Here is a 22,459-nt window from a genome sequence, read left to right as displayed (position 1 = left end):
GGCCGCCCGTTGAGGCGGCCTTTTTACTTTTGGCGTTTCCTTTAAAAGGTTCACCTTATTGTCTTGTTGGTGTTGTTAGGTATCGCTGATTGATTTGATAACGCAAACGCATTAGCCCCGATGAGCAAAGTTGGTTACCTTACTTCTCAACGAAAACACGGAGGAAGTACAGATGTCTTTGATTAATACCAAAATTAAACCTTTCAAAAACCAGGCGTTCAAAAACGGTGAATTCATTGAAGTCACTGAGAAAGATACCGAAGGTCGCTGGAGCGTGTTCTTCTTCTATCCGGCTGACTTTACTTTTGTTTGCCCGACCGAACTGGGTGACGTTGCAGACCATTACGACGAACTGCAGAAGCTGGGCGTAGACGTTTACTCTGTGTCCACCGACACTCACTTCACTCATAAAGCATGGCACAGCAGCTCTGAAACCATCGCGAAAATCAAATACGCGATGATCGGCGACCCGACTGGCGCCCTGACCCGTAACTTCGACAACATGCGTGAAGATGAAGGCCTGGCTGATCGTGCGACCTTTGTCGTTGACCCACAGGGCATTATTCAGGCTATCGAAGTTACCGCTGAAGGTATCGGCCGTGATGCTTCTGACCTGCTGCGTAAAGTGAAAGCTGCTCAGTACGTAGCGTCTCACCCAGGCGAAGTGTGCCCGGCAAAATGGAAAGAAGGCGAAGCGACTCTGGCTCCATCCCTGGACCTGGTCGGTAAAATCTAAGTCTTGTCCACCCAATGGGCGCATCCGCGCCCATTTCATTCCAGCACCATGATGCAAGTTGCGTTCAGGCCGCCTGTATAAGGCAGCTTGCATGATGACGTTTTAAGAGAGGGAAGAACAATGCTCGACACTAATATGAAAACCCAGCTCAAGGCCTATCTTGAGAAACTGACCAAACCTGTTGAGCTGATTGCCACGCTGGATGACAGCGCGAAATCGGCAGAGATCAAGGAACTGCTGACAGAGATCGCTGAACTGTCACCGAAAGTGACCTTCAAAGAAGATAATGCGCGTGCCGTCCGCAAGCCGTCTTTCCTGATTACCAACCCGGGTTCTGAGCAGGGGCCGCGCTTTGCCGGTTCTCCACTGGGGCATGAATTTACGTCACTGGTGCTGGCACTGCTGTGGACTGGCGGTCATCCGTCAAAAGAAGCGCAGGCGCTGCTGGAACAGATCCGTGATATCGACGGTGATTTTGAGTTTGAAACTTATTATTCACTCTCCTGCCACAACTGCCCGGATGTGGTGCAGGCGCTGAACCTGATGTCGGTTTTGAACCCGCGCATCAAACACACGGCGATTGACGGTGGTACGTTCCAGAACGAAATCACCGATCGCAACGTGATGGGGGTTCCGGCTGTATACATGAACGGTAAAGAATTTGGCCAGGGCCGCATGACGCTCACCGAAATCGTTGCCAAAGTGGACACTGGCGCTGAAAAACGTGCGGCGGAAGAGCTGAACAAACGCGATGCTTACGACGTGCTGATCGTCGGTTCCGGTCCGGCGGGCGCGGCAGCGGCGGTTTACTCTGCCCGTAAAGGGATTCGTACCGGTCTGATGGGCGAGCGCTTTGGCGGTCAGGTACTGGATACTGTGGACATCGAAAACTACATCTCCGTACCGAAAACCGAAGGCCAGAAGCTGGCCGGTGCTCTGAAGGCGCACGTTAGCGATTATGAGGTTGACGTTATCGACAGCCAGAGCGCCAGCAAACTGGTGCCGTCTGCAATAGAAGGCGGTTTACACCAGATTGAAACGGCCTCCGGCGCGGTATTGAAGGCACGCAGCATCATCATTGCCACCGGTGCAAAATGGCGCAATATGAACGTCCCGGGAGAAGATCAGTATCGCACCAAAGGCGTGACCTATTGTCCTCACTGCGACGGCCCACTGTTCAAAGGTAAACGCGTGGCGGTGATCGGCGGCGGGAACTCGGGTGTGGAAGCGGCTATTGACCTGGCCGGTATTGTTGAACATGTGACTCTGCTTGAGTTCGCGCCAGAAATGAAAGCGGATCAGGTGCTGCAGGACAAAGTGCGCAGCCTGAAAAACGTCGACATCGTACTGAATGCGCAGACCACGGAAGTGAAGGGTGACGGCAGCAAAGTGACCGGACTGGAATACCGTGACCGCGTGAGTGGCGATGTGCATAACGTTCAGCTTTCCGGGATCTTCGTCCAGATTGGTCTGCTGCCGAACACCACCTGGCTGGAAGGTGCAATTGAGCGCAACCGCATGGGTGAAATCATCATTGATGCGAAGTGTGAAACCAGCGTAAAAGGCGTGTTTGCGGCGGGTGACTGTACGACTGTGCCGTACAAACAGATCATCATCGCCACTGGCGAAGGGGCTAAGGCGTCGCTGAGCGCGTTTGACTATCTGATCCGCACCAAAACCGCATAACAAAAGAAAGTAAGACTACACCTGCAAAATCAAGAGGCCACCCAAAGGTGGCCTCTTTTTTTATCTCACCACCATCACCGGAATATGCGTGTGACGGATCACGCTGGAGGCGTTTGATCCCAGCAGATGTGTGGTGATGGAAGGGTTACGCGAACCAATGACCACCACGTCTGCTTTCAGTTCGCTTGCCAGTTCGTTAACGGCATCGCGCACGCTGCCGAACCTGACATGGGTTTTGATGCGTGAAGGATCGATACTGAAGTGGCTGGCCATGGTTTGCAGGCGATTTTCAGCTTCGTGCTGAAGATGCTCTTCGAAGCGACGCACATCAGCAGCAAAGCGGTGCAGGCTCAGGCTGGCGGAACCGGGCAATACGTGCAAAAGATGGATAACACCGTCCTTCTGCGCCAGAAACTCCGCATGGCGAACCGCTTTGTCGCTCAGCTCCATCTCAAAAACATCAACCGGCATAATGATTCTCTGATACATACCCGTTTCTCCTTGTTTATAAACGCTAAAAACATTCAAGCATAAAATGATTCAGGTTTCTGATAGCTGTCTGGCACTTTTTCAAGCCATGGAATATTTTACGTTTGAGAAGCAGGAGAAAAACGCGTTACCAGTAGCGCTCAAGATAGAGCACTGCCGTGACGATGATCGCCACAAAAATCAGAAAAATAAGTGTGATAGCCAGTATCTCACTCATGACCGTCCCCACGGCACCAAAACAGATTAAGCGTGGATTAAGGCCTTTTCGCGCGATATAAGCATTTCGGGTGAATTTGCGGAAAGAGGATGCGGCTGCATCCTCTGTGCAAAGCGGTGGGCGCTTGTTCAGAAGGGGTTAACGCAGGTAATCGCCTGCGGCTTCTGGCTGGTAGATCAGTGCCAGCACTTCCAGGTGGGTAGAGGTACCTCCCGGTAACTCCCAGTGGATGGTATCCCCTGTGCGCAGCCCCAACAGTGCGGCCCCCACCGGTGCCAGAACGGAAAGCTGTGTGCTGCTGTCTGTCATCTGCGCCGGGTAAACCAGCGTGCGGGTCAACTCTTCACCGGTAGTCAGATTGCGGAATTTTACCTGGCTGTTCATGGTGACGACGTCATGCGGCATCGACTCTGGCGTGCACATTTGCGCCCGGTCCAGCTCCTCGTTCAGGGCGTCAGCCACCGGAAGTGAGGCGAATTCTGCTTTTTCCAGCAGTCTGTCGATACGTTCTGCGTCGAGTTCATTGATGATAATTGTAGGTCTGGACATTTTTTACTCCATGTCGTTAATACTGCGTGTAACGCAGAAACCAATCCAAAAGAAAACCCTCGCCGTCTGGCAGCGAGGGTTTAACTCTCCCGATAATACTGGCTGAGCGTGCAAGTTTGAAGTGATGAAAGTCACATTCATGGTCCATATGAATTTTCGCTGAAATTTATTCAGTCTTCATTCCTGGCAGAATACGTTACGCTGAGAGTTCTGAATCCGGGCGTTGCCCTCCAGGGAGAGAAAACTATGTACTTCTACCAACCGTCTCAGGGACACGGCCTGCCGCATGACCCGCTGAACGCCATTATTGGCCCACGTCCGATTGGCTGGATCTCATCCTGCGACCATGCAGGTCAACTGAACCTCGCACCGTATAGCTTCTTTAACTGCTTTAACTATCGCCCGCCGATCATCGGTTTTTCCAGCAATGGCTGGAAGGACAGCGTGCGTAATATTACCGAAACAAAAGAGTTCGTCTGGAACCTGGCGACGCGCGATTTAGCCGAAGCAATGAATGAAACCTCCGCCACACTTCCTCACGGGGAAGATGAATTTACCTTTGCCGGGTTGACGCCTGCGACCGGCCAGTTGGTGCGCGCGCCACGTGTGGCAGAAAGCCCGGTGAACTTTGAGTGTCGCCTGTCGCAGTGCATTCAGTTGACCGGGGCCGATGGTACGCCGGTAGACACCTGGCTGGTATTAGGAGAGGTGGTCGGTATTCATATTGCCGAAACGCTGCTGGAAGAGGGGATATACCAGACGGCGAAAGCGCAGCCCATCCTGCGTGCGGGTGGGCCGACGGCTTACTATGGCATCAGTGATGAAAACCGGTTTGATATGGTACGACCGGTAGTAAGTCAGTAACCCGCCTTATCAATGACGAATTGTGTTCCGCAGTTACCAGGATGTGGCTGCGGTGCAAATGATGTCGCAGAAAGTGGATTATTAATGGTGTCAGCCTTCAGCGAAACCTGCATTTCGGTCAGATAAGCCGGATTACCATTGCAGGTCAGCTTGAACGCTTTGATATTCTCCTTGCTCCAGCTTTTGGCAACGGCATTGTCAAAATCGCTGCGAGTAACGGTTTTACCGTAGTTATCCGCCAGGAATTTACCGACCTCGCTGTTTTTTATTTCCTGATTCATTCGCACCATCGTGCCGAAATAGGCATCGGGATCAAAACCAAAGCAGACGCCATGTTTGGCATATTCGTAACGTTCCAGACAGGAGTTACCACCTGCGCCGGGCATCACGCTATTCAGCTTCGCGGCACCGGAAAGCGACAGTCCGGTTTCGGCGGCAGCGCATTTTCGGCTGGCTTTCGCTTCTGGCATATTTGGAATGGGGCGCGTGGCGCAGCCGAAGCGCATCCAGCGACGTTCATCCACGCCACGTGCGGCAATAGATTTCGGCAAACCAGGCCATAACCCGTGGACAGTCAGAAAATCAGCTTTATTTTCACGCTCTTTTTGCAGTCGGCATTCGTCAGGCTCATTGCGGTTACGTTCGACCATACTCTGACAAAACCCGGTTTGCCAGGAGAGCGCCAGCACATAGCGATCGAAATCGCCATACTGCGTTGCCTTGAGCGGATCGGCCTGTGTGGAGAAGACACAAAGTGCCAGCGCCATTGCGCCAGACGGGATTACGATATCCTTCCTGAACATGTGATTTCCTGATCGAATAAACATGATTAATTTCTGGAAATTATTAAAGCACAAAAAGCGCCCGCAGGCGCTTTCTGGATATCAGTAATTTAACTTAAGCGGCACCGGGAACCAGCACCTCCGTGGCAATAATCACGATAATCAGGCCAACAATAACCGGTACGGAGGTACGTTTTACCACTTCGAATGGCGAAATTTTTGCCATCCCGGCAACGGCGACGACGACGCCGGATACAGGGGAAATGGTACGACCCAGGTTCGACGCCTGCAGCATCGGAATGGAAAGATACGCTGGATTAATCCCGGAAGAGTGAGCCAGTTTCGGGATCATCTCAACGAAGGCGTAGAAAGGCGCATTACCGGAACCCGTGGTCATGGCCGCCAGCATGGTGAGCACGACCAGCACCAGCATCAGGATAATACTGGCGGAGCCGAATGAGGTCGCGATGGAGATCAGGCTCTGAATAAAACCGATAGTGCTCAGCCCCTGGGCAAAGACACCCGCGGCAACCAACAGCATAACAACGCCAGCAAACGCATCTGCCATACCGCGATACGCAACTTCCAGGCCAGAGAAGACTTTTTGTGTATTAAAGCCGCGTACAAATTCCAGCACTGCGGCCAGCAGCATACAGATGACCAGAATGGTAATGATATGTAGCTGAGGGCCCCATTTACCGTCAAAAATCAGCACACCTATAATCGGCGTGAACGGCAGAATGGCGTAAAACGCTGGCGCTGTCGTGGTGATTTCACTTACATCCATCATTTCATGGCTGATGTTTTCTTTCTTATCGAGATAGCGTTGCCAGAAGAAATGCGCGATACCCATTCCCACAATTGAAACTATCGAGATCGGTAGCGTGGTTTTAAAGGCGAAGTCGATAAGCGACATTTCCGCTGCTTTTGCCGCCAGCACTACGTCGCCAGAGGTAGGGGAGAGAATAATAGCTGCCGGAGACGCGCAAATTGCCGCCGCCGCACCACGGCTAATACCGACATTCACCATCACCGGGAACAGCGTGGCCATTAACAGCACGCCAAGTCCGGTTGCTGACGAAACGGCCAGTGACATCAGGCAGGCGAGGAAATAGGCTGCGACCATCAGCAGATACGGAGAGTTAATATATTGCAGGGGTTTAGAGGCAAGCTTAACGACCATGTCGTTGGCGCCGATATGGGTCATGTAGGCCGCAAACCCGCACAGCATCATGATCATCATACCCAGGTCGCCGCCGCGGCTCATGAGTAATATTTTAATGTATTCAACAATATCGGTAGCAGTGTAACCCGTGCTGCTTGCGCTGGCCGGTAACACCTGATGACCCATTATGGCGCTGATAATCAGCAGTGTTAAACCACCGACAAATAATACGCCTGTTGCCGAGTATCCCTTAATGATGTAGCGAGCTACACCGACAATGACGACGACCCCAATAAGGAGTTCGATTAACGTAAGCATGATTTCCCCTGTATCTCTGCTGCCCTTGAGCACAAATAATCAAAAAAAAGAAGGATGAAAATGTGCCGAATTAATGGCCTGTTCTTGCTGATTAAAATCAATAAATAGATGACTAAAGAGCAGTCAGACAGTGTTTTTGCCACGGCTTATACATTTATATCATGAGGGGCTTGACCAGTAGTAACACCGCAAATTGTCTTTACAATGATAATGAAGTGTTAATTTTTTGTAAGTTGCTGAGTGTTTGTATTGCCAGGGAATAAATTCGCTAATGGCACACCCTTAGTGTGATTATTCGCGCTTGCAGGTGGACTATTTTAAGAATATTCCCTCAGGAGTGCGAATAATTAGGAATAATACTGATGCTGTTAAGCGTTGATTAAACTAATTTATGGTAAACTTTGCCTCGAATACTAAGAATGGTAATTGCATTGTGATCGTACGTAATACATTTTTCTCTATTTTGTTGTTTATTTTTGGGCAGTTAACGTTCTCCTCCGTTGCACAGGCAGAGGACAACGCAAAGGATAAAGGCTGGTTCTCTACCTTCACGGATAATGTTTCTCAGACCTGGACCACGCCTGAACATTATGATCTCTATGTTCCGGCAATAACGTGGCATGCACGTTTTGCTTATGACAAAGAGAAGACAGATAAATACAACGAGCGCCCGTGGGGGGCTGGTTTTGGTCAGTCGCGCTGGGATGAAAAGGGCAACTGGCATGGCATCTATCTGATGGCCTTTAAAGATTCGTTTAATAAATGGGAACCGATTGGGGGTTATGGCTGGGAGAAAACCTGGCGTCCGTTAGCGGACGAGAACTTCCACGTCGGTTTAGGTTATACCGCCGGCGTCACTGCACGTGACAACTGGAACTACATCCCGATCCCGGTGCTGCTTCCACTTGCCTCTATTGGCTATGGCCCCGCAACGTTCCAGATGACCTACATCCCGGGGACTTACAACAACGGAAACGTTTACTTCGCCTGGATGCGTTTTCAGTTTTAACTGACAAAACGTTACATGATGGTGAAAAAACGCGCAGACGTTGATTCATAAACGATAAAAATCTGTCAGTGAAAATTAACGCGACTTTAGTCACTTTTTATCAAAGATCCGCTGGACAAAAGGTCTCACAATTGATGTACTGGTAACCGACACAGCATTTGTGTCGTTTTTTAATGTAAAGGTAATTTTGATGTCTAAGATTAAAGGTAACGTTAAGTGGTTTAATGAGTCCAAAGGATTCGGTTTCATTACTCCTGAAGATGGCAGCAAAGACGTGTTCGTACACTTCTCTGCAATCCAGTCTAATGGTTTCAAAACTCTGGCTGAAGGTCAGCGTGTAGAGTTCGAAATCACTAACGGTGCCAAAGGCCCTTCTGCTGCTAACGTAATCGCTCTGTAATTCAGACGCGTCAGCAAGAATTTCAAAACCCGCTCACAGAGCGGGTTTTTTTCGTTTTGAATCAGCCAAGCAGATACATTTTCAGGAAGCTGGCAACGATCAGCACGCTTAACAACACCATTCCTGCGCTCATCAGACTCTGTTTCATTCTGTCACCCTCGTTCAGCACTGGAGCCAGAGTGACAGAGAAAAATTAAGGCAACATTAACGGTTCGACAGTTAATGCGTACTTGCGGAGGAAAATAGCCAGAATGCGATCCCCGTCATCGCAAAGGAGCCGAGCATGTTAATCGCGATATTCGTCAGCGCCCAGCCGATACGGCCTTCCTGAACGAGAAACACCACTTCTGCAGAGAACGTCGAGAAGGTGGTTAACCCGCCGCAGAAACCTGTCGTAATCAGGACTTTCCACATCGGGTCGATGTGTGTCATTCGGTTAAACCAGGCCAGCCCCATACCAATAATGAAAGCACCAATCAGGTTTGCGGCAAGTGTTCCCATGGGTATAGCCTGATGAAGGGGGTTAAACCGCATACTCAGAAACCATCGCGCAACGCTACCCGTTCCCCCACCAATAAAAACGGCTAAAAGTAGTTGTAACACGCTAAATACCTGCTATTTGATGTGTAAGAGTAGCGAGTTTAACGCTGTTTATGATGAGGGGACAAATATGTATGTTGCAGTTGGACAGTTTGCGGTCACGCCAGACTGGCACAAAAATGCGCTCACGTGCGTCAACCTGATGAAGCAGGCCTGGCAGAAAGGCGCGTTGTTGCTGGTTCTCCCTGAGGCGCTGCTGGCCAGGGATGATAATGACCCGGATTTATCCGTGAAGTCCGCGCAGTTGCTGGACGGCGAATTTTTACAGCAATTGCTCGCTCAGAGCGCGGGTAATACGATGACGACGATATTAACGATCCATGTTCCCTCAACGCCGGGTCGAGCAGTCAATACGCTTGTGGCTATCCGTGGCGGGGCCATTGTCGCACGTTACGCCAAACTTCATCTCTATGATGCGTTCAGCATTCAGGAGTCACGGCTTGTTGATCCCGGTGACTGTGTTCCGCCGCTACTGGATATTGACGGCGTTAAGGTTGGGTTGATGACGTGCTACGATTTACGTTTTCCGGAGCTGGCGCTCAATTTGGCGCTACAAGGGGCGGACATTCTGGTATTGCCTGCGGCTTGGGTGAAAGGGCCGTTAAAAGAGCATCATTGGGGAACATTGCTTGCGGCGCGTGCACTTGATACCACTTGTTATGTCGTTGCCGCAGGGGAGTGCGGTAATAAAAACATCGGGCAAAGCAGGGTGGTCGATCCGCTGGGGGTGACGATTGCTGCTGCAGCGGAAACCCCTGTGTTGCTGGTCGCGGAGATTAATTTAGAACGGATTGCGCTTGCACGTCAGCAATTACCTGTTCTTCATAACCGTCGGTTTGCGCCACCGCAATTATTGTGATGTTTTTTTCAACAATGCTTGATTCACCTTGTTACAGATTGCTATTGTGTGCACGCGTCAAATGACCGTTAATACAATCAGGTTTTGGCGCTGAATGCAGCCTGTTTTAAGTAAAGAAGGTATCTATGGGTGAGATTAGTATTACCAAACTGCTGGTGGTTGCCGCACTGGTCGTCCTGCTGTTTGGTACCAAGAAGTTACGCACGCTGGGTGGTGACCTGGGGGCTGCCATCAAAGGCTTTAAGAAAGCAATGAACGACGATGATGCGGCAGCTAAGAAAAGCGCTGAGGATGACGTCCCGGCAGACAAGCTTTCTCACAAAGAGTGATAGCAATGCCTGAGGGCTTGCGAAAAAAAACCGGCTCATGAGGCCGGTTTTTTCGTATTACTGTAAATGAATATTACAGAATTATTTAACTTCTTCGCCTTTCGCCTGCATATCGGCATGGTATGAGGAGCGAACAAATGGGCCGCATGCTGCGTGGGTAAAGCCCATCGCCATCGCTTCGGCTTTCATCTCATCAAACTCGTCCGGGCTTACGTAGCGCTGTACCGGAAGGTGGTGGCGGCTTGGCTGCAGATATTGTCCCAACGTCAGCATAGTGACGCCGTGGCGACGCAGATCGCGCATTACCTCAATGATTTCATCATTGGTTTCACCCAGGCCAACCATCAGGCCAGACTTGGTTGGAATATGCGGATGCGCCTCTTTGAAGCGCTCAAGCAGCTTCAGGGACCAGTTATAATCTGCACCTGGACGTACCTGGCGGTAGATACGTGGTACGTTCTCCAGATTGTGGTTAAACACATCTGGCGGCGTCGCGGTCAGGATGTCCAGCGCACGGTCCATACGGCCGCGGAAGTCAGGAACCAGCGTCTCGATTTTGATGTTCGGGCTTTTCTCACGAATGGCAGTAATACAGTCAGCAAAGTGCTGAGCACCCCCATCACGCAGGTCGTCACGGTCAACAGATGTGATGACGACATAACGCAGCGCCATGTCGGCGATGGTCTGTGCCAGTTTTTGAGGCTCGTTAGCGTCGGGCGCTACCGGACGGCCATGAGCAACATCGCAGAACGGGCAGCGGCGGGTACAGATGGCACCCAGAATCATAAACGTCGCGGTGCCGTGATTGAAACATTCAGCAAGGTTCGGACAAGAGGCTTCTTCACAGACGGAGTGAAGGCCATTCTTGCGCATCGCCGCTTTGATCCCCTGGATACGCGAAGAGTCGGCTGGAAGTTTGATTTTCATCCATTCCGGTTTTCTTAACAGCGCCTCGCGCTCTGTAGCCACGTTTTTAACCGGGATAAGGGCCATTTTATCGGCATCGCGGTATTTAACACCGCGTTCCATCACAATGGGTTTACTCATAGCGTGCGTGTTCCAGTTGCGAATATCGAAGGAAAGCGTTTCAATTCAAGGGAATGTTGTATTTATCAACTATTTTTGAACGAACGACAGGCAGTATATCATTGAAACGGTCGTTAAAGCAGCCTGCCAGGTCGCCAATTTGTAAAATAGTTGTTGTTTTGTGCCTTTTGCCCTGCCTCTGGCAGGGGCTTGTGCTGGCTAAATCTGTCAGAAGGCCTGACGGATAATGCGGATGACGTTTTCCAGTACCGGATCGCGCAAACTCAGTTTGTTGTAATGCAGTGAAATCTCGATAGATTCCGCATTAAGTTGGCTGAGAGGAATACTCTCCAGCGGCCAGCATTTTCGCAGCAGGCTGTACAGGCGTGAAGGCATGATACAGAGCATGTCACTGCTGCCAATCAGGGATGCGGTGGTAAACATATTGTAACTGCTGAAACTGATCTGACGTTCCGGGAAGATTTCATCAATCCGCTGGCGCAGGGCATGATTAGACTGCCCATCGGTCATGAATGATGAATGATCATAGTTGCGCAAGTTTTCGATGGCCAATGGCTCGCTAAGAGCAGGATGATGTTGGCGGCAAACCAGAACCAGGTTATCTGCATAAAGCACATTTTGCCCGAGTGCTCTGGCGCTAAAGCTGCCGCTATCAATAATCAGGTCTGTCTGAAACTGAGCAAGCTGAATATCAGGTTCATTGAGAGGCACATTGCGAAGCAGGAGCTGCGGCACTTGCTCTTTCACGGCCTGGAAGATCGCAGGCATCACCAGTACACCCACAGAAGGGGAGCAGCCGATGGTGATGGTTCTCTGCTTATCGTAGCTCCCGGTTAAATCCAGTGCGCCCAGGATCGACTCCAGCCCCTGGCTGATGTACTCGTGGAGATGTGTGGCGTAAGCCGTTGGCGTCACCCCCTGACCCTTACGGATAAATAACGGGTCGGGAAATATAGCGCGTAGCTTTTGGATTGACTGACTTATTGCTGATGGCGTGAGATTAAGAATTTTCGCAGCATTAACGATACCCTTATGGACATATACTGCCTCAAAAATAGTCAGTAAATTGAGATCAATATTACGTAAAGTCCGAAAAATTTGCGGCTTGTCTTCGCCACCAGGTTCATTCAGGCGTTTAGCTGGTAAATTAGTAGACTCCACGCTTTTACTCCGTATACATTCACATTATGAATGATAGTTGAATTTATTTATTATGCCTGTAGAGATTCGTAAAGTGTTGGTTTTGTTTTACTTGTCTATCAAAAACAAACAGTTGTGTGATTATCACTCAAGTTACTTAGATCCTGCGTATCGCGCTTGCTGGAGGCTAAATAATATGTAACGGTAATATTCGGGCGCTTCGAAAATATAGAATCTGTGGTTTATTGTAAAGCGTAAAAGCGGTAAATAAACACTGGCCCGTCAAATTATCGAGCCATGTTGTATAATATATTAAGCAGGGATATATTCGTGTGGGGGATTGTTAAGTAGCGCTAACATGTGCTTCAAAAGGACAGGACGAATATTTTCTGGCGCAGCCGTGTCGACCCACTGGCACATTTGTGTCATTTCCATGCCGGCGTAGCCACAGGGGTTTATGCGCTGGAAAGGCGTAAGATCCATATTAATATTCAACGCCAGACCGTGAAATGAACAACCTTTTCGAATACGCAGTCCCAGAGAGCAGATCTTCATTTCGCCGACGTAGACACCAGGTGCATCGGCACGCGGGTGAGCGTCAATGCCGTATTCCGCCAGCGTATTGACGACAGTGTGTTCCAGTAAGGTAACCAGTTCACGCACACCCAGTTTTCTGCGCTTCAGATTAAGCAGGACGTACATCACCTGCTGCCCCGGCCCGTGATACGTTACCTGTCCGCCGCGGTCGCTCTGAATAACCGGGATATCACCCGTCATTAATAAGTGTTCCGCTTTTCCCGCCTGGCCCTGTGTAAATACCGGCAGGTGTTCGACCAGCCAGATTTCATCAGGGGTGCTGTCATCGCGTGAATCGGTAAAGTCATGCATAGCCTGGGAGACAGGCTCATAAGGTTGCAGCCCGAGGTGACGGACCAGAATTTTATCCTGATACAAAACTGCGTCTCCGAAGACGAAGGACATAAGATGAGAGGGAGTATATCACAGCGGGAAGAGGGGTTACCCGGCAAAGCGGGTAACCTCTAAGGGACTACAGCACCATACGAACAATTTCGATATTGCCGAGTTCTTCGTACAGCGTCTCAACCTGCTCAATGTGAGTCGCAGTGATGGTAATAGAAACCGAGTGGTAGTTGCCCTTGCTGCTTGGTTTTACTGACGGAGAGTAGTCACCCGGCGCATGGCGCTGTACCACTTCAACCACCTGATCAACCAGCTCAGGTTTCGCCAGACCCATTACTTTGTAGGTAAACGGGGTAGGGAATTCAAGCAGTTCGTTAAGTTTGGTTTTCATGTCAGCTCCGGCGTAACGTCAAAAAGAATAACTCCCACGTCAGGTGGGAGTTATCAGGATACTTAGTATATGGGGATCAAAATCACACTTTCAAGTGTTCGATTTTTAACCAAACCAGTGATGGAACATCAATTTAATGTAATCAATGATTTTGCCGAAGAAATTGCCTTCAGGAATTTCTTGCAGGACAACCAGTGGACGCTGATCGATAGTCTTGCCATCCAGCTGGAAGTTGATCGTGCCCACCACCTGGTTTTTCTGCAGTGGCGCATGCAGTTCGGTGCTGTTCAGTACATAGCTGGCTTTCAGATCTTTCATTCGACCGCGTGGAATGGTCAGGTACAGGTCTTTATCAACGCCGAGGGAGGCACGGTCGTTATCGCCGAACCAGACAGGTTCAGAAGCAAACTCTTTACCTGCTTTCAGTGGGTTTACGGTTTCGAAGAAACGGAAGCCCCAGGTCAGCAGTTTTTTGCTTTCTGTTTCACGGCCTTTAAAGGTGCGACCGCCCATCACGGCGGAGATCAGGCGCATCTGGCCTTCTGTCGCAGAGGCCACCAGGTTGTAACCGGCTTTGTCGGTGTGACCGGTTTTGATGCCGTCAACGTTCAGGCTGTTATCCCACAGCAAGCCGTTACGGTTGGTCTGACGAATACCGTTGAAGGTGAACTCTTTCTCTTTATAGATAGAGTACTCATTAGGTACGTCGCGGATCAGTGCCTGACCAATCAGCGCCATATCACGTGCGGAGCTGTACTGGCCATCGGCGTCCAGGCCATGCACGGTCTGGAAATGGCTGTTTTTCAGACCCAGCGCGGTAACATAGCTGTTCATCAGACCTACGAAGGCATCCTGACTACCGGCGGCGAAATCGGCCATGGCTACGCAGGCATCGTTACCAGACTGCAGGTTGATACCACGGATCAACTGAGAAACAGGAACCTGCATACCTGGTTTCAGGAACATCAGCGAGGAACCTTTGAAAACAGGGTTCCCGGTTGCCCACGCATCATTACCGATGGTGACCAGATCTGATTCTTTGAATTTACCCGCTTTCATCGCCTGGCCGATAACGTAGCTGGTCATCATTTTGGTCAGGCTAGCCGGGTCACGGCGAGCATCGGCGTTCTGTTCCGCCAGCACTTTGCCAGAGTTGTAGTCGATCAGGATGTAGGATTCAGCATCAATTTGCGGAACGCCAGGGATCATGGTCTTGATATTCAGGTCATCGGCGTGAGCTGCAGAGAGTGCAGTAGCGCAAAGGGCCGTGGTCAGCGCCATGCGCTGCACAAAACGAGCGGAAAAAGTGGTCTTCATGGTCAGAACTACGACATCCGTGATGGAATTAAAAAAAGTGCCCTACTATAGCAAATGCTATTCAGGCAGGCATCCGACTTTAAGCATGAGTTTGTGAATGTGTTTTACACAAACTGACAATTCGGATACCGCCGGTTCATTATTTCGCAACAGCGATAAATGACTGAAGTTGAGCTTCATTCTGCAGACGCTGCTGCAAGGACGCTGCCTGCGATTTGCTGGCAAACGGCCCCATTTGAATACGCCAGACCGCGCCATTCTGCTCAACGCGTCCTGGTACGCCAAACTGCTGGCTCAGACGCTGCTGATACTGTTTGGCCCGGGCCTGATCGCTCACTGCGCCTACCTGAACCACATAGCTGCCACTGGCCGCTGCTGGAGCAGCAACTGGCGCACTTTGCGTCACGGCTGGGGCTGTTACAGGAGCTGGCTGGGTAGCCGGAGCGGTAACAGGAGCGGGTGCTGGTGTAGGTTCACTGCCTTCCAGCACGCCTGCGGCTAAGGTCGTTGGTGCGCCAAGGAAGCCGCTACTCTTTACCGGTGCGCCGGTCGAGTCATCGCTTTGCAGGGTATCATTGCTGATGGCGCGGATCTCCCCACCTGGCTGAGCAGGCTCTACCGGTGAAGAGGCGCTCCCCATTCCACCGTCAAGATTTGGGCGGTCAGGAAGGGCATAAGTCTGTTTAGCCACCGTGGTACATGCTGTGCCTGGGCCGGACAGCGAACCATCCTGCGCTACAATAATCGGATCAATACGGACTTTGGTATTGTTTGAGGTGTTCAGGCGGTCAGCGGATGCGCGGGACAGAGATATCACCCGGTCATTACCGTACGGGCCGCGATCGTTAATTTTCACGACGATCATTCGCCCATTCGCCAGGTTCGTTATACGAGCATAGCTTGGGATCGGCAGCGTTGGGTGCGCTGCGGTAAGCTGCATTGGGTCAAAGGCTTCGCCTGATGCAGTCAGGTTACTACCGGGTTCAGCATCATAAATGGCGGCAAAGCCTGCCTGACTGAAACGAGAAGGATCCTGAACAATTTTGTAGCTTTTGCCGTCGCGCTCGTAATCCTGATTCGCGCTGGCATTTAGCGGTTCATAAACGGGATCGGCACCGCTGATTTCAACGATCGGGCCATTACAAACCGCAGGCTGCGGTGGCGCGACGGTTGCCTGTTGCTGACCATCATCACTTGTGCAGGCCGCAAGTAAACTTGCCGCGATGCAGATCCCCAGCCACTGCTTACGCATTCCGATCCCCTTATTTTTATACGCTTTTTGACAACATTTTTCTGTGGGTATGGATCGACATTACGATACCAAACCCGGCCATCAACACGATCAGTGCCGAGCCTCCGTAACTCACCAGCGGCAGCGGTACGCCTACTACAGGCAGAATACCACTCACCATACCAATATTTACGAAGACATAAACGAATAAAATCAACATTAACCCGCCAGCCATGACGCGACCAAAGGTGGTTTGCGCACGAGCGGCAATCCACAATCCGCGCATGATTAGCAGCACGTAGAGCGCCAGCAATATTAAGATGCCAACCAGTCCCAGCTCTTCCGCCAGTACGGCAAAGATAAAGTCAGTGTGGCGTTCCGGTAAAAATTCCAGCTGAGACTGGGTGCCGTGTAGCCAGCCTTTACCGCGTAGCCCACCAGAGCCAATCGCAATCTTGGACTGAATAATATGATAGCCCGCACCAAGCGGATCGGTTTCTGGATCGAGCAACATCATTACGCGCTGGCGCTGGTAATCATGCATCAGGAAGAACCAGAGAATGGGGATGAAAGCCGCAATCAGCACCACCGCGATACCAATCAGACGCCAGCTTAAGCCAGACAGGAAGAGAACAAACAGGCCGGAGAGAGCGATTAAGATTGAGGTGCCAAGGTCAGGCTGCGCGGCAACCAGCAGTGTCGGCAGGAAAATCAGCACCAGCGCGATGGCGGTATTTTTTAGCGACGGCGGGCAGACGTCACGGTTGATAAAGCGCGCGACCATCAATGGAACGGCAATTTTGGCAATTTCAGAAGGCTGGAAGCGAACCACACCCAGATCCAGCCAGCGCTGTGCGCCTTTAGAGATAGCGCCGAAGGCGTCAACCGCAACCAGCAACACAATACAGAATATATACAGATACGGCGCCCAGCCTTCATAGACGCGCGGCGGGATCTGCGCCATGACCACCATAATGACCAGACCCATCGCGATCTGGCCGATTTTGCGCTCCATCATGCCGATGTCCTGGCCACTGGCGCTCCAGATAACCAGGGCGCTGTAAACCAGCAGAGCCAGCAGGATCAGCAGCATGGCTGGGTCGATGTGGATTTTATCCCACAGCGATTTCTTATTTGGATTATCCGTCATGATTATTGGTCCTCCGCCGCAGCGGCGGCCGGGTTTTCAGCCGGCAGTTCGGTGTTGTTATCACCCAGCATAATGTGGTCAAGGATCTGGCGCATGATGGTCCCGACTGCTGGTCCGGCACCGCCGTTCTCCAGAATCATTGCCACCGCCACCTGCGGGTTATCATAAGGGGCAAATGCCGTCATCAGTTTATGGTCACGCAGTCTTTCGGCAATGCGGTGCGCGTTATAGGTTTCATTGGCTTTCAGACCAAACACCTGCGCAGTACCTGATTTCGCGGCCACTTTATACGGCGTACCAGCGAAATACTTATGCGCGGTACCGTTAGGGCGGTTTGCTACGCCGTACATACCGTCTTTAGCGATTTCCCAGAAGCCGGAGTGAATATCCCCCACAGGCGCTTCATGCGGCTGGTTCCAGGGCACTTTTTTACCGTCTTCAACCGTACTTAGTAGCAGGTGTGGAACTTTCACGACACCGTCATTGATGAGGATCATCATGGCTTTGTTCATCTGAAGCGGTGTTGCTGTCCAGTAACCCTGTCCGATACCCACCGGAATGGTATCGCCCTGATACCATGGTTTTTTAAAGCGTTTCAGCTTCCATTCACGCGTTGGCATATTACCGGAACGTTCTTCTGCAAGGTCAACGCCGGTGTAGTGCCCATAACCGAATTTGCTCATCCACTCTGAGAGGCGGTCAATCCCCATGTCATACGCCACCTGATAGAAGAAGGTATCCGCAGACTCCTCCAGCGATTTGGTGACGTTCAGATGACCGTGGCCCCATTTTTTCCAGTCACGGTAGCGTTTTTCAGAACCAGGCAACTGCCACCAGCCCGGGTCAAACAGGCTGGTATTACGGTTGATAACACCGGCACTCAATGCAGAAACCGCTACGTACGGTTTAACCGTTGACGCTGGCGGGTAAACACCCTGTGTCGCGCGGTTCACCAGCGGCGTATTAGGGTCATTCAGCAGACCGGAATAGTCCTTACTGGAGATGCCGTCGACAAACAGGTTCGGGTCATAACTTGGCATTGAAACCATTGCCAGAATGCCACCGGTACGCGGATCGGTGACCACAACGGCTGCACGGCTGCCTGCCAGCAGGGTTTCAATATACTGCTGAAGCTTAAGATCGAGCGTCAGATAGACATCATGTCCCGCCTGAGGCGGCACTTCTTTAAGCTGGCGAATAACGCGGCCACGGTTGTTAACCTCAACCTCTTCATAGCCAGTCTGTCCGTGCAGAACATCTTCGTAATAACGTTCAATCCCCAGCTTACCGATATCGTGCGTCGCGGCGTAGTTCGCCAGTTTGCCGTCTTTATCGAGACGATCGACGTCTTTATCGTTAATTTTGGAAACGTAGCCAATCACATGCGTCAGCGCAGAGCCATAAGGGTAGTAGCGACGTTTGTAACCCTTCACTTCCACGCCGGGGAAACGGTACTGGTTTACCGCAAAGCGGGCAACCTGGACTTCCGTCAGATTGGTTTTTACCGGAATGGAGGTGAAACGGTGAGAGCGGGCCCGTTCTTTTTTGAAAGCGGCGATATCGTCATCGTTAAGATCGACAACGCTTCTCAGCGCTTCCAGCGTATCCTGAACATTATCGACCTTTTCCGGCATCATCTCTATTTGATAGATGGTGCGGTTTAACGCCAGCGGTGTGCCGTTACGGTCGTAAATGATGCCGCGGCTGGGGGCGATTGGCACCAGCTTAATACGGTTTTCGTTTGAACGCGTCTGGTAATCGGTAAAGCGGACAATTTGCAGATTATAAAGGTTGGCGATCAGCACGCCGGTAAGCAGCAAAATCCCCGTAAAGGCGACCAGCGCCCGGCGCACAAACAGCGCGGACTCAGCCGTATAGTCGCGAAAAGAATTCTGTAGTTTCATCCGCTGCTTAATCTACCCTGGTCAAGTCACTATTCGCGGTGATAGGGGTGGTTGGTCGTAATGCTCCACGCGCGATACAGGCTTTCTGCCACCAGTACCCGAACGAGCGGATGGGGAAGCGTCAGCGCGGAGAGAGACCAACTTTGTTCTGCTGCCGCTTTGCAGGCAGGGGATAACCCTTCTGGCCCGCCAATCAACAGACTGACGTCACGGCCATCCTGCTTCCAGCGCTCCAGTTCGTGCGCCAGCTGCGGCGTATCCCAGGGTTTTCCTGGAATATCGAGGGTGACGATGCGGTTTTTGCCTGCGGCAGCCAGCATCAGTTCGCCCTCTTTATCAAGAATACGTTTGATATCGGCGTTCTTGCCGCGCTTTCCGGCGGGGATCTCCACCAGTTCGAACGGCATGTCTTTTGGGAAACGACGCAGATACTCAGTAAAACCGGTTTGTACCCAGTCCGGCATTTTGGTGCCGACGGCGACCAGTTGCAACTTCACGCATTAACCCCAGAGTTTTTCCAGCTCATACAGGCGACGGCTCTCTTCCTGCATGACATGGACAATCACATCGCCGAGGTCGACAACCACCCAGTCAGCCGTCGCTTCACCTTCAACACCAAGCGGCAACAGCCCTGCTGCACGTGATTCCTGAACCACGTGATCGGCAATCGAAACAACATGACGCGTAGAAGTACCGGTGCAGATAATCATGCAGTCGGTAATACTGGATTTACCCTTAACGTCGATAGCGATGATGTCCTGACCTTTCAGGTCATCAATTTTGTCAATAACAAAATCCTGGAGTGCTTTACCCTGCAAGTTTTCCCCCTGGGGTGAACGAGATTGTATAACTATGAATTCGTGGCCAGACAGTATACCTGAACTAGCGCCTGTGTCGGGACAAATGTCTCCGGCCGGGCTTTTGAAGGCGGGTATCATCCCACCCTCCGCCTGAGATTGCATCGCCATTTTTGTAAAACAATTTCTGTAAAGCAATGATCGGCGGGAAAGTCTGGCAGCGGAGGATAACAGTATGGCTTACTCTGTCAAGGCAGGATAATCAATAAGCCACTTTTTATGGTCCCGGGTCAGGCATCTGCACTTTTCTGATACAACCCGTGTGCGTGAATATACGCCAGTACCGATGCGGGCAGCAGATCGTCACACGCTAAGCCCTGTTGCAGGCGCTCACGAATGAGGGTCGCAGAGATATCGAACCACGGTGTTTCTGCCAGATAAATTTTCCCGGCAGGCTGATTGTGGAGATCTTCAACATTATCGGTGAGATGGTCTTCCAGCCATTGCTGATACTGCTCTTCGCGCATCGTCAGCGGATAACCCGGACGGCGGCAGACAAGCAGGTGGCTGTTCTCCAGAATGGTTTCATACTGATGCCATGTGGGGAGATTTAGCAGTGAATCCTGGCCAATAATGAAGGCCAGCGGCTTGTCAGGGCCTTGTTCAGTCCGCCACTCCTGCAGCGTCTGTGACGTCCAGGAGGGAGTATCGCGACGTAGCTCCCGTTCATCAAGTTTGAAAAGCGGTTTATCCGCAATGGCCAGGGCCAGCATCTCTTTGCGTTGCTCGCTGGTCGCCTCAGGCTGGGGACGGTGTGGCGGAACATTATTGGGCATAATGGTGACGCACTGAAGCCCGATCAGATTCGCCAGAATTTCGACTGGCTTCAGATGCCCGTAATGTACCGGGTCGAAGGTGCCACCATACAGGGCCTGTAAAGAATGCATGCTATCCATCAATAAATACGTCTGCGAGCGCCTTGTGGCAGAGCAGCAGAGAAAGGCTTTCCAGCTCTGCCCAGACCGACTGGCCGTAATCTTGTTTTAACGTGAGCTCAGCGCGCATCAGCAGCTGAACAGCCTGTCGCAGCTGTTCATGACTCAGGCGGTTAATGGCCTCTGTCGTCATAGCCCGGCGATTTTGCCATACGCGGTGTTTATCAAACAGCGAACGCAACGGCGTATGGGCAGACTGACGCTTTAGCGTAATCAGCAGCAGTAATTCGCGCTGCAGAGTACGTAGCAGAATAACGGGTTCGCTCCCTTCGAGGCGCAGTTGTTGCAGAATATGCAGGGCGCGTTTGCTTTTCGCCGCCAACAACGCATCCACCCAGTGGAATGGCGTGAAGTGCGCGGCATCGTTAACGGCCTGTTCGACACGCGGTAGGGTGAGTTTACCATCCGGCCAGAGCAGGGAGAGTCTGTCCAGCGCCTGAGCCAGGGCCAGCAGATTTCCTTCATAGCAGTAGCAAAGCAGTTGATTCGCGGCGTCATCCAGTTGAAGGTTGTTTTGCTTCGCTCTCGCCGCCACCCATTTGGGTAGATGCGTTTGCTCAGGCGTCTGACAGGTGACCAGCACTGCGTGAGTCGCGAGCTGGGTAAACCAGGCTGCATTTTCCTGTGCTTTAGTGAGCTTGTTGCCGCGCACGATGAAGAGCAGATCGCTGTGCAACAGGCTCACCAGCGTAGCGAGTTGTTCATTCATGGCCGCGTTAGGACCATTTTCCGGCAGCAGGATCTGGATAGTCTGGCGCGACGCGAAAAGACTCATCGCCTGGCAAAGCGAGAAGAGGGCGTTCCAGTCGGTGTTGTTATCCAGTTGAACGGTGTGATGTTCATCAAATCCCTGTGCCGCCGCCGCATGGCGCACGGCATCCAGGCTTTCCTGAAGTAATAGCGGATCGTTTCCAAGAAGCAAATACGCCGCGCGCAGCCCTTCATTGAGCTGCGCGCGAAGTTGTTCAGGATACAGCCTGATCATCATTTACCCAGAGAGTTAGCAGCGGGAAGCGTGCCAGCAACCGGTTTTTCAACAATGTCAGAACCTTGCTTGGTTGACGCTGCAACACTTGGCAGTTTACGGATCAGCTGTTCCGCTGCCTTGTCGTACATTTCGTTGATAATAATCTGCTGTTCGGCATCTTTTGCCAGCGCCGTCTGCGGGTTATCGAAGAACGAACGGTACACTTTCGTGCTGATCGGATAAATATCTTTACCCGGGATCAGAACTGCCGCATCGACCGTTAACACCATCTGATACTCTGCGGTGCGGCCATCCTGGAAGATAGAGGCTGTATCTCTCGACAGACCGCCTCCTATCACACGCAGAGACGGTACATCCTGGCGAAGCGTTTGTTTCTCAACAATTTCAACACCGTTCAGACGCAGCTGGTTACGAATTGCCCGGCTGAGTGGGCCATTCGGATCCCCGGAATCAAAGATCATCGTTTTCATCTGAGCAGGCACCGCCGTGGTATTGCGCAGGTGCCAGCCACAACCAGCGGTGACAAGCACCGCCAGAGATAAGAGTATTGTTGCCAGTTGTCGCACGTTTCCTCC

26 protein-coding genes are annotated in these 22,459 nt (G+C 51.5%); 7 read left to right on the top strand and 19 right to left on the bottom strand.

All coding sequences use genetic code 11. From position 1 onward, the window contains the following. Positions 1 to 172 precede the first annotated feature (172 nt). Together ahpC and ahpF are read left to right on the top strand one after the other, a co-directional pair. Entirely contained in the window at positions 173 to 736 is a 564-nt protein-coding gene (gene ahpC / locus JGF26_RS04465) for an alkyl hydroperoxide reductase subunit C (RefSeq protein WP_008501015.1), read from the top strand. A gap of 120 nt (positions 737 to 856) precedes the next feature. Beyond that, on the top strand, positions 857 to 2,422 hold the full coding sequence (ahpF, locus tag JGF26_RS04460; protein WP_134707303.1) for an alkyl hydroperoxide reductase subunit F: 1,566 nt from the start codon (positions 857 to 859) through the stop codon (positions 2,420 to 2,422). Between the two features lie 60 nt (positions 2,423 to 2,482). On the opposite strand, the gene uspG is transcribed toward ahpF, so the two are convergent. The 3 genes from uspG to rnk form a co-directional block, all read right to left on the bottom strand. Further along, positions 2,483 to 2,911, bottom strand: coding sequence for a universal stress protein UspG (gene uspG, locus JGF26_RS04455; RefSeq protein WP_028019488.1), 429 nt, complete (start codon positions 2,909 to 2,911; stop codon positions 2,483 to 2,485). 127 nt (positions 2,912 to 3,038) lie between these two features. Then, entirely contained in the window at positions 3,039 to 3,128 is a 90-nt protein-coding gene (yldA, locus tag JGF26_RS22510) for a small membrane protein YldA (protein WP_272910382.1), read from the bottom strand. A gap of 138 nt (positions 3,129 to 3,266) precedes the next feature. Then, positions 3,267 to 3,677, bottom strand: a complete 411-nt coding sequence (gene rnk / locus JGF26_RS04450) for a nucleoside diphosphate kinase regulator (RefSeq protein WP_028019487.1) — start codon at positions 3,675 to 3,677, stop codon at positions 3,267 to 3,269. A 246-nt stretch (positions 3,678 to 3,923) separates the two neighbouring features. On the opposite strand from rnk, the gene JGF26_RS04445 reads away from it, so the two are divergent. Then, entirely contained in the window at positions 3,924 to 4,541 is a 618-nt protein-coding gene (locus JGF26_RS04445) for a flavin reductase family protein (protein WP_134707304.1), read from the top strand. Here the strand turns inward: JGF26_RS04445 and rna are convergent. Both rna and dcuC read right to left on the bottom strand, forming a co-directional pair. Then, positions 4,535 to 5,344 carry a ribonuclease I gene (rna, locus tag JGF26_RS04440; RefSeq protein ID WP_032667027.1) on the bottom strand — a complete coding sequence of 270 codons (810 nt, stop codon included), beginning with the start codon at positions 5,342 to 5,344 and terminating at the stop codon, positions 4,535 to 4,537. The genes JGF26_RS04445 and rna overlap by 7 nt on opposite strands. Positions 5,345 to 5,438: 94 nt before the next feature. After that, entirely contained in the window at positions 5,439 to 6,806 is a 1,368-nt protein-coding gene (dcuC, locus tag JGF26_RS04435) for an anaerobic C4-dicarboxylate transporter DcuC (protein WP_028019484.1), read from the bottom strand. A 391-nt stretch (positions 6,807 to 7,197) separates the two neighbouring features. Here dcuC and pagP point away from each other — a divergent pair, with 391 nt between their 5' ends. Together pagP and cspE are read left to right on the top strand one after the other, a co-directional pair. Then, complete coding sequence (gene pagP / locus JGF26_RS04430; protein WP_167587143.1) at positions 7,198 to 7,815, top strand: lipid IV(A) palmitoyltransferase PagP; 618 nt, start codon at positions 7,198 to 7,200, stop codon at positions 7,813 to 7,815. Positions 7,816 to 8,005: 190 nt separating this feature from the next. Next, complete coding sequence (cspE, locus tag JGF26_RS04425) at positions 8,006 to 8,215, top strand: transcription antiterminator/RNA stability regulator CspE (RefSeq protein WP_002439184.1); 210 nt, start codon at positions 8,006 to 8,008, stop codon at positions 8,213 to 8,215. A 219-nt stretch (positions 8,216 to 8,434) separates the two neighbouring features. Here cspE and crcB read toward each other — a convergent pair whose 3' ends face one another. Then, complete coding sequence (crcB, locus tag JGF26_RS04420; protein WP_134707306.1) at positions 8,435 to 8,818, bottom strand: fluoride efflux transporter CrcB; 384 nt, start codon at positions 8,816 to 8,818, stop codon at positions 8,435 to 8,437. A gap of 67 nt (positions 8,819 to 8,885) precedes the next feature. Between crcB and JGF26_RS04415 the strand changes: the two genes are divergently transcribed. Together JGF26_RS04415 and tatE are read left to right on the top strand one after the other, a co-directional pair. Continuing rightward, positions 8,886 to 9,674, top strand: a complete 789-nt coding sequence (locus JGF26_RS04415; protein WP_134707307.1) for a deaminated glutathione amidase — start codon at positions 8,886 to 8,888, stop codon at positions 9,672 to 9,674. A 125-nt stretch (positions 9,675 to 9,799) separates the two neighbouring features. Beyond that, on the top strand, positions 9,800 to 10,003 hold the full coding sequence (tatE, locus tag JGF26_RS04410) for a twin-arginine translocase subunit TatE (RefSeq protein WP_023310742.1): 204 nt from the start codon (positions 9,800 to 9,802) through the stop codon (positions 10,001 to 10,003). Between the two features lie 81 nt (positions 10,004 to 10,084). Here tatE and lipA read toward each other — a convergent pair whose 3' ends face one another. From lipA to lptE, 13 genes are all read right to left on the bottom strand, one after another. Further along, positions 10,085 to 11,050: a lipoyl synthase gene (gene lipA / locus JGF26_RS04405; protein ID WP_028019480.1), complete on the bottom strand. Its 966-nt coding sequence runs from the start codon at positions 11,048 to 11,050 to the stop codon at positions 10,085 to 10,087. A 207-nt stretch (positions 11,051 to 11,257) separates the two neighbouring features. Next, the gene (locus JGF26_RS04400; protein WP_032667026.1) at positions 11,258 to 12,211 is read right to left on the bottom strand and encodes a YbeF family transcriptional regulator; all 954 of its coding nucleotides are present in this window, start codon (positions 12,209 to 12,211) and stop codon (positions 11,258 to 11,260) included. Between the two features lie 291 nt (positions 12,212 to 12,502). Then, entirely contained in the window at positions 12,503 to 13,144 is a 642-nt protein-coding gene (gene lipB / locus JGF26_RS04395) for a lipoyl(octanoyl) transferase LipB (RefSeq protein WP_028019478.1), read from the bottom strand. A 94-nt stretch (positions 13,145 to 13,238) separates the two neighbouring features. Continuing rightward, complete coding sequence (gene ybeD / locus JGF26_RS04390) at positions 13,239 to 13,502, bottom strand: DUF493 family protein YbeD (RefSeq protein WP_003858718.1); 264 nt, start codon at positions 13,500 to 13,502, stop codon at positions 13,239 to 13,241. 105 nt (positions 13,503 to 13,607) lie between these two features. After that, entirely contained in the window at positions 13,608 to 14,819 is a 1,212-nt protein-coding gene (dacA, locus tag JGF26_RS04385; RefSeq protein WP_028019477.1) for a D-alanyl-D-alanine carboxypeptidase DacA, read from the bottom strand. 139 nt (positions 14,820 to 14,958) lie between these two features. Next, positions 14,959 to 16,071 carry an endolytic peptidoglycan transglycosylase RlpA gene (gene rlpA / locus JGF26_RS04380; RefSeq protein WP_134707308.1) on the bottom strand — a complete coding sequence of 371 codons (1,113 nt, stop codon included), beginning with the start codon at positions 16,069 to 16,071 and terminating at the stop codon, positions 14,959 to 14,961. 16 nt (positions 16,072 to 16,087) lie between these two features. Continuing rightward, the gene (mrdB, locus tag JGF26_RS04375) at positions 16,088 to 17,200 is read right to left on the bottom strand and encodes a peptidoglycan glycosyltransferase MrdB (protein WP_028019475.1); all 1,113 of its coding nucleotides are present in this window, start codon (positions 17,198 to 17,200) and stop codon (positions 16,088 to 16,090) included. Between the two features lie 2 nt (positions 17,201 to 17,202). Then, positions 17,203 to 19,104: a peptidoglycan DD-transpeptidase MrdA gene (mrdA, locus tag JGF26_RS04370; RefSeq protein ID WP_049007948.1), complete on the bottom strand. Its 1,902-nt coding sequence runs from the start codon at positions 19,102 to 19,104 to the stop codon at positions 17,203 to 17,205. Positions 19,105 to 19,133: 29 nt separating this feature from the next. Then, a complete protein-coding gene (rlmH, locus tag JGF26_RS04365; protein WP_003858701.1) occupies positions 19,134 to 19,601 on the bottom strand; it encodes a 23S rRNA (pseudouridine(1915)-N(3))-methyltransferase RlmH in 468 nt (155 codons plus the stop codon). Positions 19,602 to 19,604: 3 nt separating this feature from the next. Continuing rightward, positions 19,605 to 19,922, bottom strand: coding sequence for a ribosome silencing factor (gene rsfS, locus JGF26_RS04360; RefSeq protein ID WP_003858696.1), 318 nt, complete (start codon positions 19,920 to 19,922; stop codon positions 19,605 to 19,607). Positions 19,923 to 20,191: 269 nt separating this feature from the next. Then, positions 20,192 to 20,857, bottom strand: coding sequence for a nicotinate-nucleotide adenylyltransferase (nadD, locus tag JGF26_RS04355; RefSeq protein ID WP_028019473.1), 666 nt, complete (start codon positions 20,855 to 20,857; stop codon positions 20,192 to 20,194). After that, positions 20,850 to 21,881, bottom strand: coding sequence for a DNA polymerase III subunit delta (holA, locus tag JGF26_RS04350; RefSeq protein WP_128347895.1), 1,032 nt, complete (start codon positions 21,879 to 21,881; stop codon positions 20,850 to 20,852). Before holA ends, nadD begins: the two co-directional genes overlap by 8 nt. Continuing rightward, positions 21,881 to 22,450 (bottom strand): LPS assembly lipoprotein LptE, encoded by a 570-nt coding sequence (gene lptE, locus JGF26_RS04345; RefSeq protein ID WP_028019471.1) that lies wholly within the window; start codon positions 22,448 to 22,450, stop codon positions 21,881 to 21,883. The genes holA and lptE overlap by 1 nt, the downstream gene beginning before the upstream one ends. Between the last annotated feature and the right edge of the window lie 9 nt (positions 22,451 to 22,459).

Source organism: Enterobacter sp. E1, assembly GCF_016809815.1.
GTDB classification, from domain to species: Bacteria; Pseudomonadota; Gammaproteobacteria; order Enterobacterales; family Enterobacteriaceae; genus Enterobacter; species Enterobacter adelaidei.
This window is presented reverse-complemented; position numbering and strand designations above follow the sequence as displayed.

What these genes read in the sequence shown, in the direction of transcription:
- ahpC (WP_008501015.1), top strand. Translation starts at nt 173, where the DNA reads ATGTCTTTGATTAATACCAAAATTAAACCTTTCAAAAACCAGGCGTTC.
- ahpF (WP_134707303.1), top strand. Translation starts at nt 857, where the DNA reads ATGCTCGACACTAATATGAAAACCCAGCTCAAGGCCTATCTTGAGAAA.
- uspG (WP_028019488.1), bottom strand. Translation starts at nt 2,911, where the DNA reads ATGTATCAGAGAATCATTATGCCGGTTGATGTTTTTGAGATGGAGCTG.
- yldA (WP_272910382.1), bottom strand. Translation starts at nt 3,128, where the DNA reads ATGAGTGAGATACTGGCTATCACACTTATTTTTCTGATTTTTGTGGCG.
- rnk (WP_028019487.1), bottom strand. Translation starts at nt 3,677, where the DNA reads ATGTCCAGACCTACAATTATCATCAATGAACTCGACGCAGAACGTATC.
- JGF26_RS04445 (WP_134707304.1), top strand. Translation starts at nt 3,924, where the DNA reads ATGTACTTCTACCAACCGTCTCAGGGACACGGCCTGCCGCATGACCCG.
- rna (WP_032667027.1), bottom strand. Translation starts at nt 5,344, where the DNA reads ATGTTCAGGAAGGATATCGTAATCCCGTCTGGCGCAATGGCGCTGGCA.
- dcuC (WP_028019484.1), bottom strand. Translation starts at nt 6,806, where the DNA reads ATGCTTACGTTAATCGAACTCCTTATTGGGGTCGTCGTCATTGTCGGT.
- pagP (WP_167587143.1), top strand. Translation starts at nt 7,198, where the DNA reads ATGGTAAACTTTGCCTCGAATACTAAGAATGGTAATTGCATTGTGATC.
- cspE (WP_002439184.1), top strand. Translation starts at nt 8,006, where the DNA reads ATGTCTAAGATTAAAGGTAACGTTAAGTGGTTTAATGAGTCCAAAGGA.
- JGF26_RS04415 (WP_134707307.1), top strand. Translation starts at nt 8,886, where the DNA reads ATGTATGTTGCAGTTGGACAGTTTGCGGTCACGCCAGACTGGCACAAA.
- tatE (WP_023310742.1), top strand. Translation starts at nt 9,800, where the DNA reads ATGGGTGAGATTAGTATTACCAAACTGCTGGTGGTTGCCGCACTGGTC.
- lipA (WP_028019480.1), bottom strand. Translation starts at nt 11,050, where the DNA reads ATGAGTAAACCCATTGTGATGGAACGCGGTGTTAAATACCGCGATGCC.
- ybeD (WP_003858718.1), bottom strand. Translation starts at nt 13,502, where the DNA reads ATGAAAACCAAACTTAACGAACTGCTTGAATTCCCTACCCCGTTTACC.
- dacA (WP_028019477.1), bottom strand. Translation starts at nt 14,819, where the DNA reads ATGAAGACCACTTTTTCCGCTCGTTTTGTGCAGCGCATGGCGCTGACC.
- rlpA (WP_134707308.1), bottom strand. Translation starts at nt 16,071, where the DNA reads ATGCGTAAGCAGTGGCTGGGGATCTGCATCGCGGCAAGTTTACTTGCG.
- mrdB (WP_028019475.1), bottom strand. Translation starts at nt 17,200, where the DNA reads ATGACGGATAATCCAAATAAGAAATCGCTGTGGGATAAAATCCACATC.
- mrdA (WP_049007948.1), bottom strand. Translation starts at nt 19,104, where the DNA reads ATGAAACTACAGAATTCTTTTCGCGACTATACGGCTGAGTCCGCGCTG.
- nadD (WP_028019473.1), bottom strand. Translation starts at nt 20,857, where the DNA reads ATGGATAGCATGCATTCTTTACAGGCCCTGTATGGTGGCACCTTCGAC.
- holA (WP_128347895.1), bottom strand. Translation starts at nt 21,881, where the DNA reads ATGATCAGGCTGTATCCTGAACAACTTCGCGCGCAGCTCAATGAAGGG.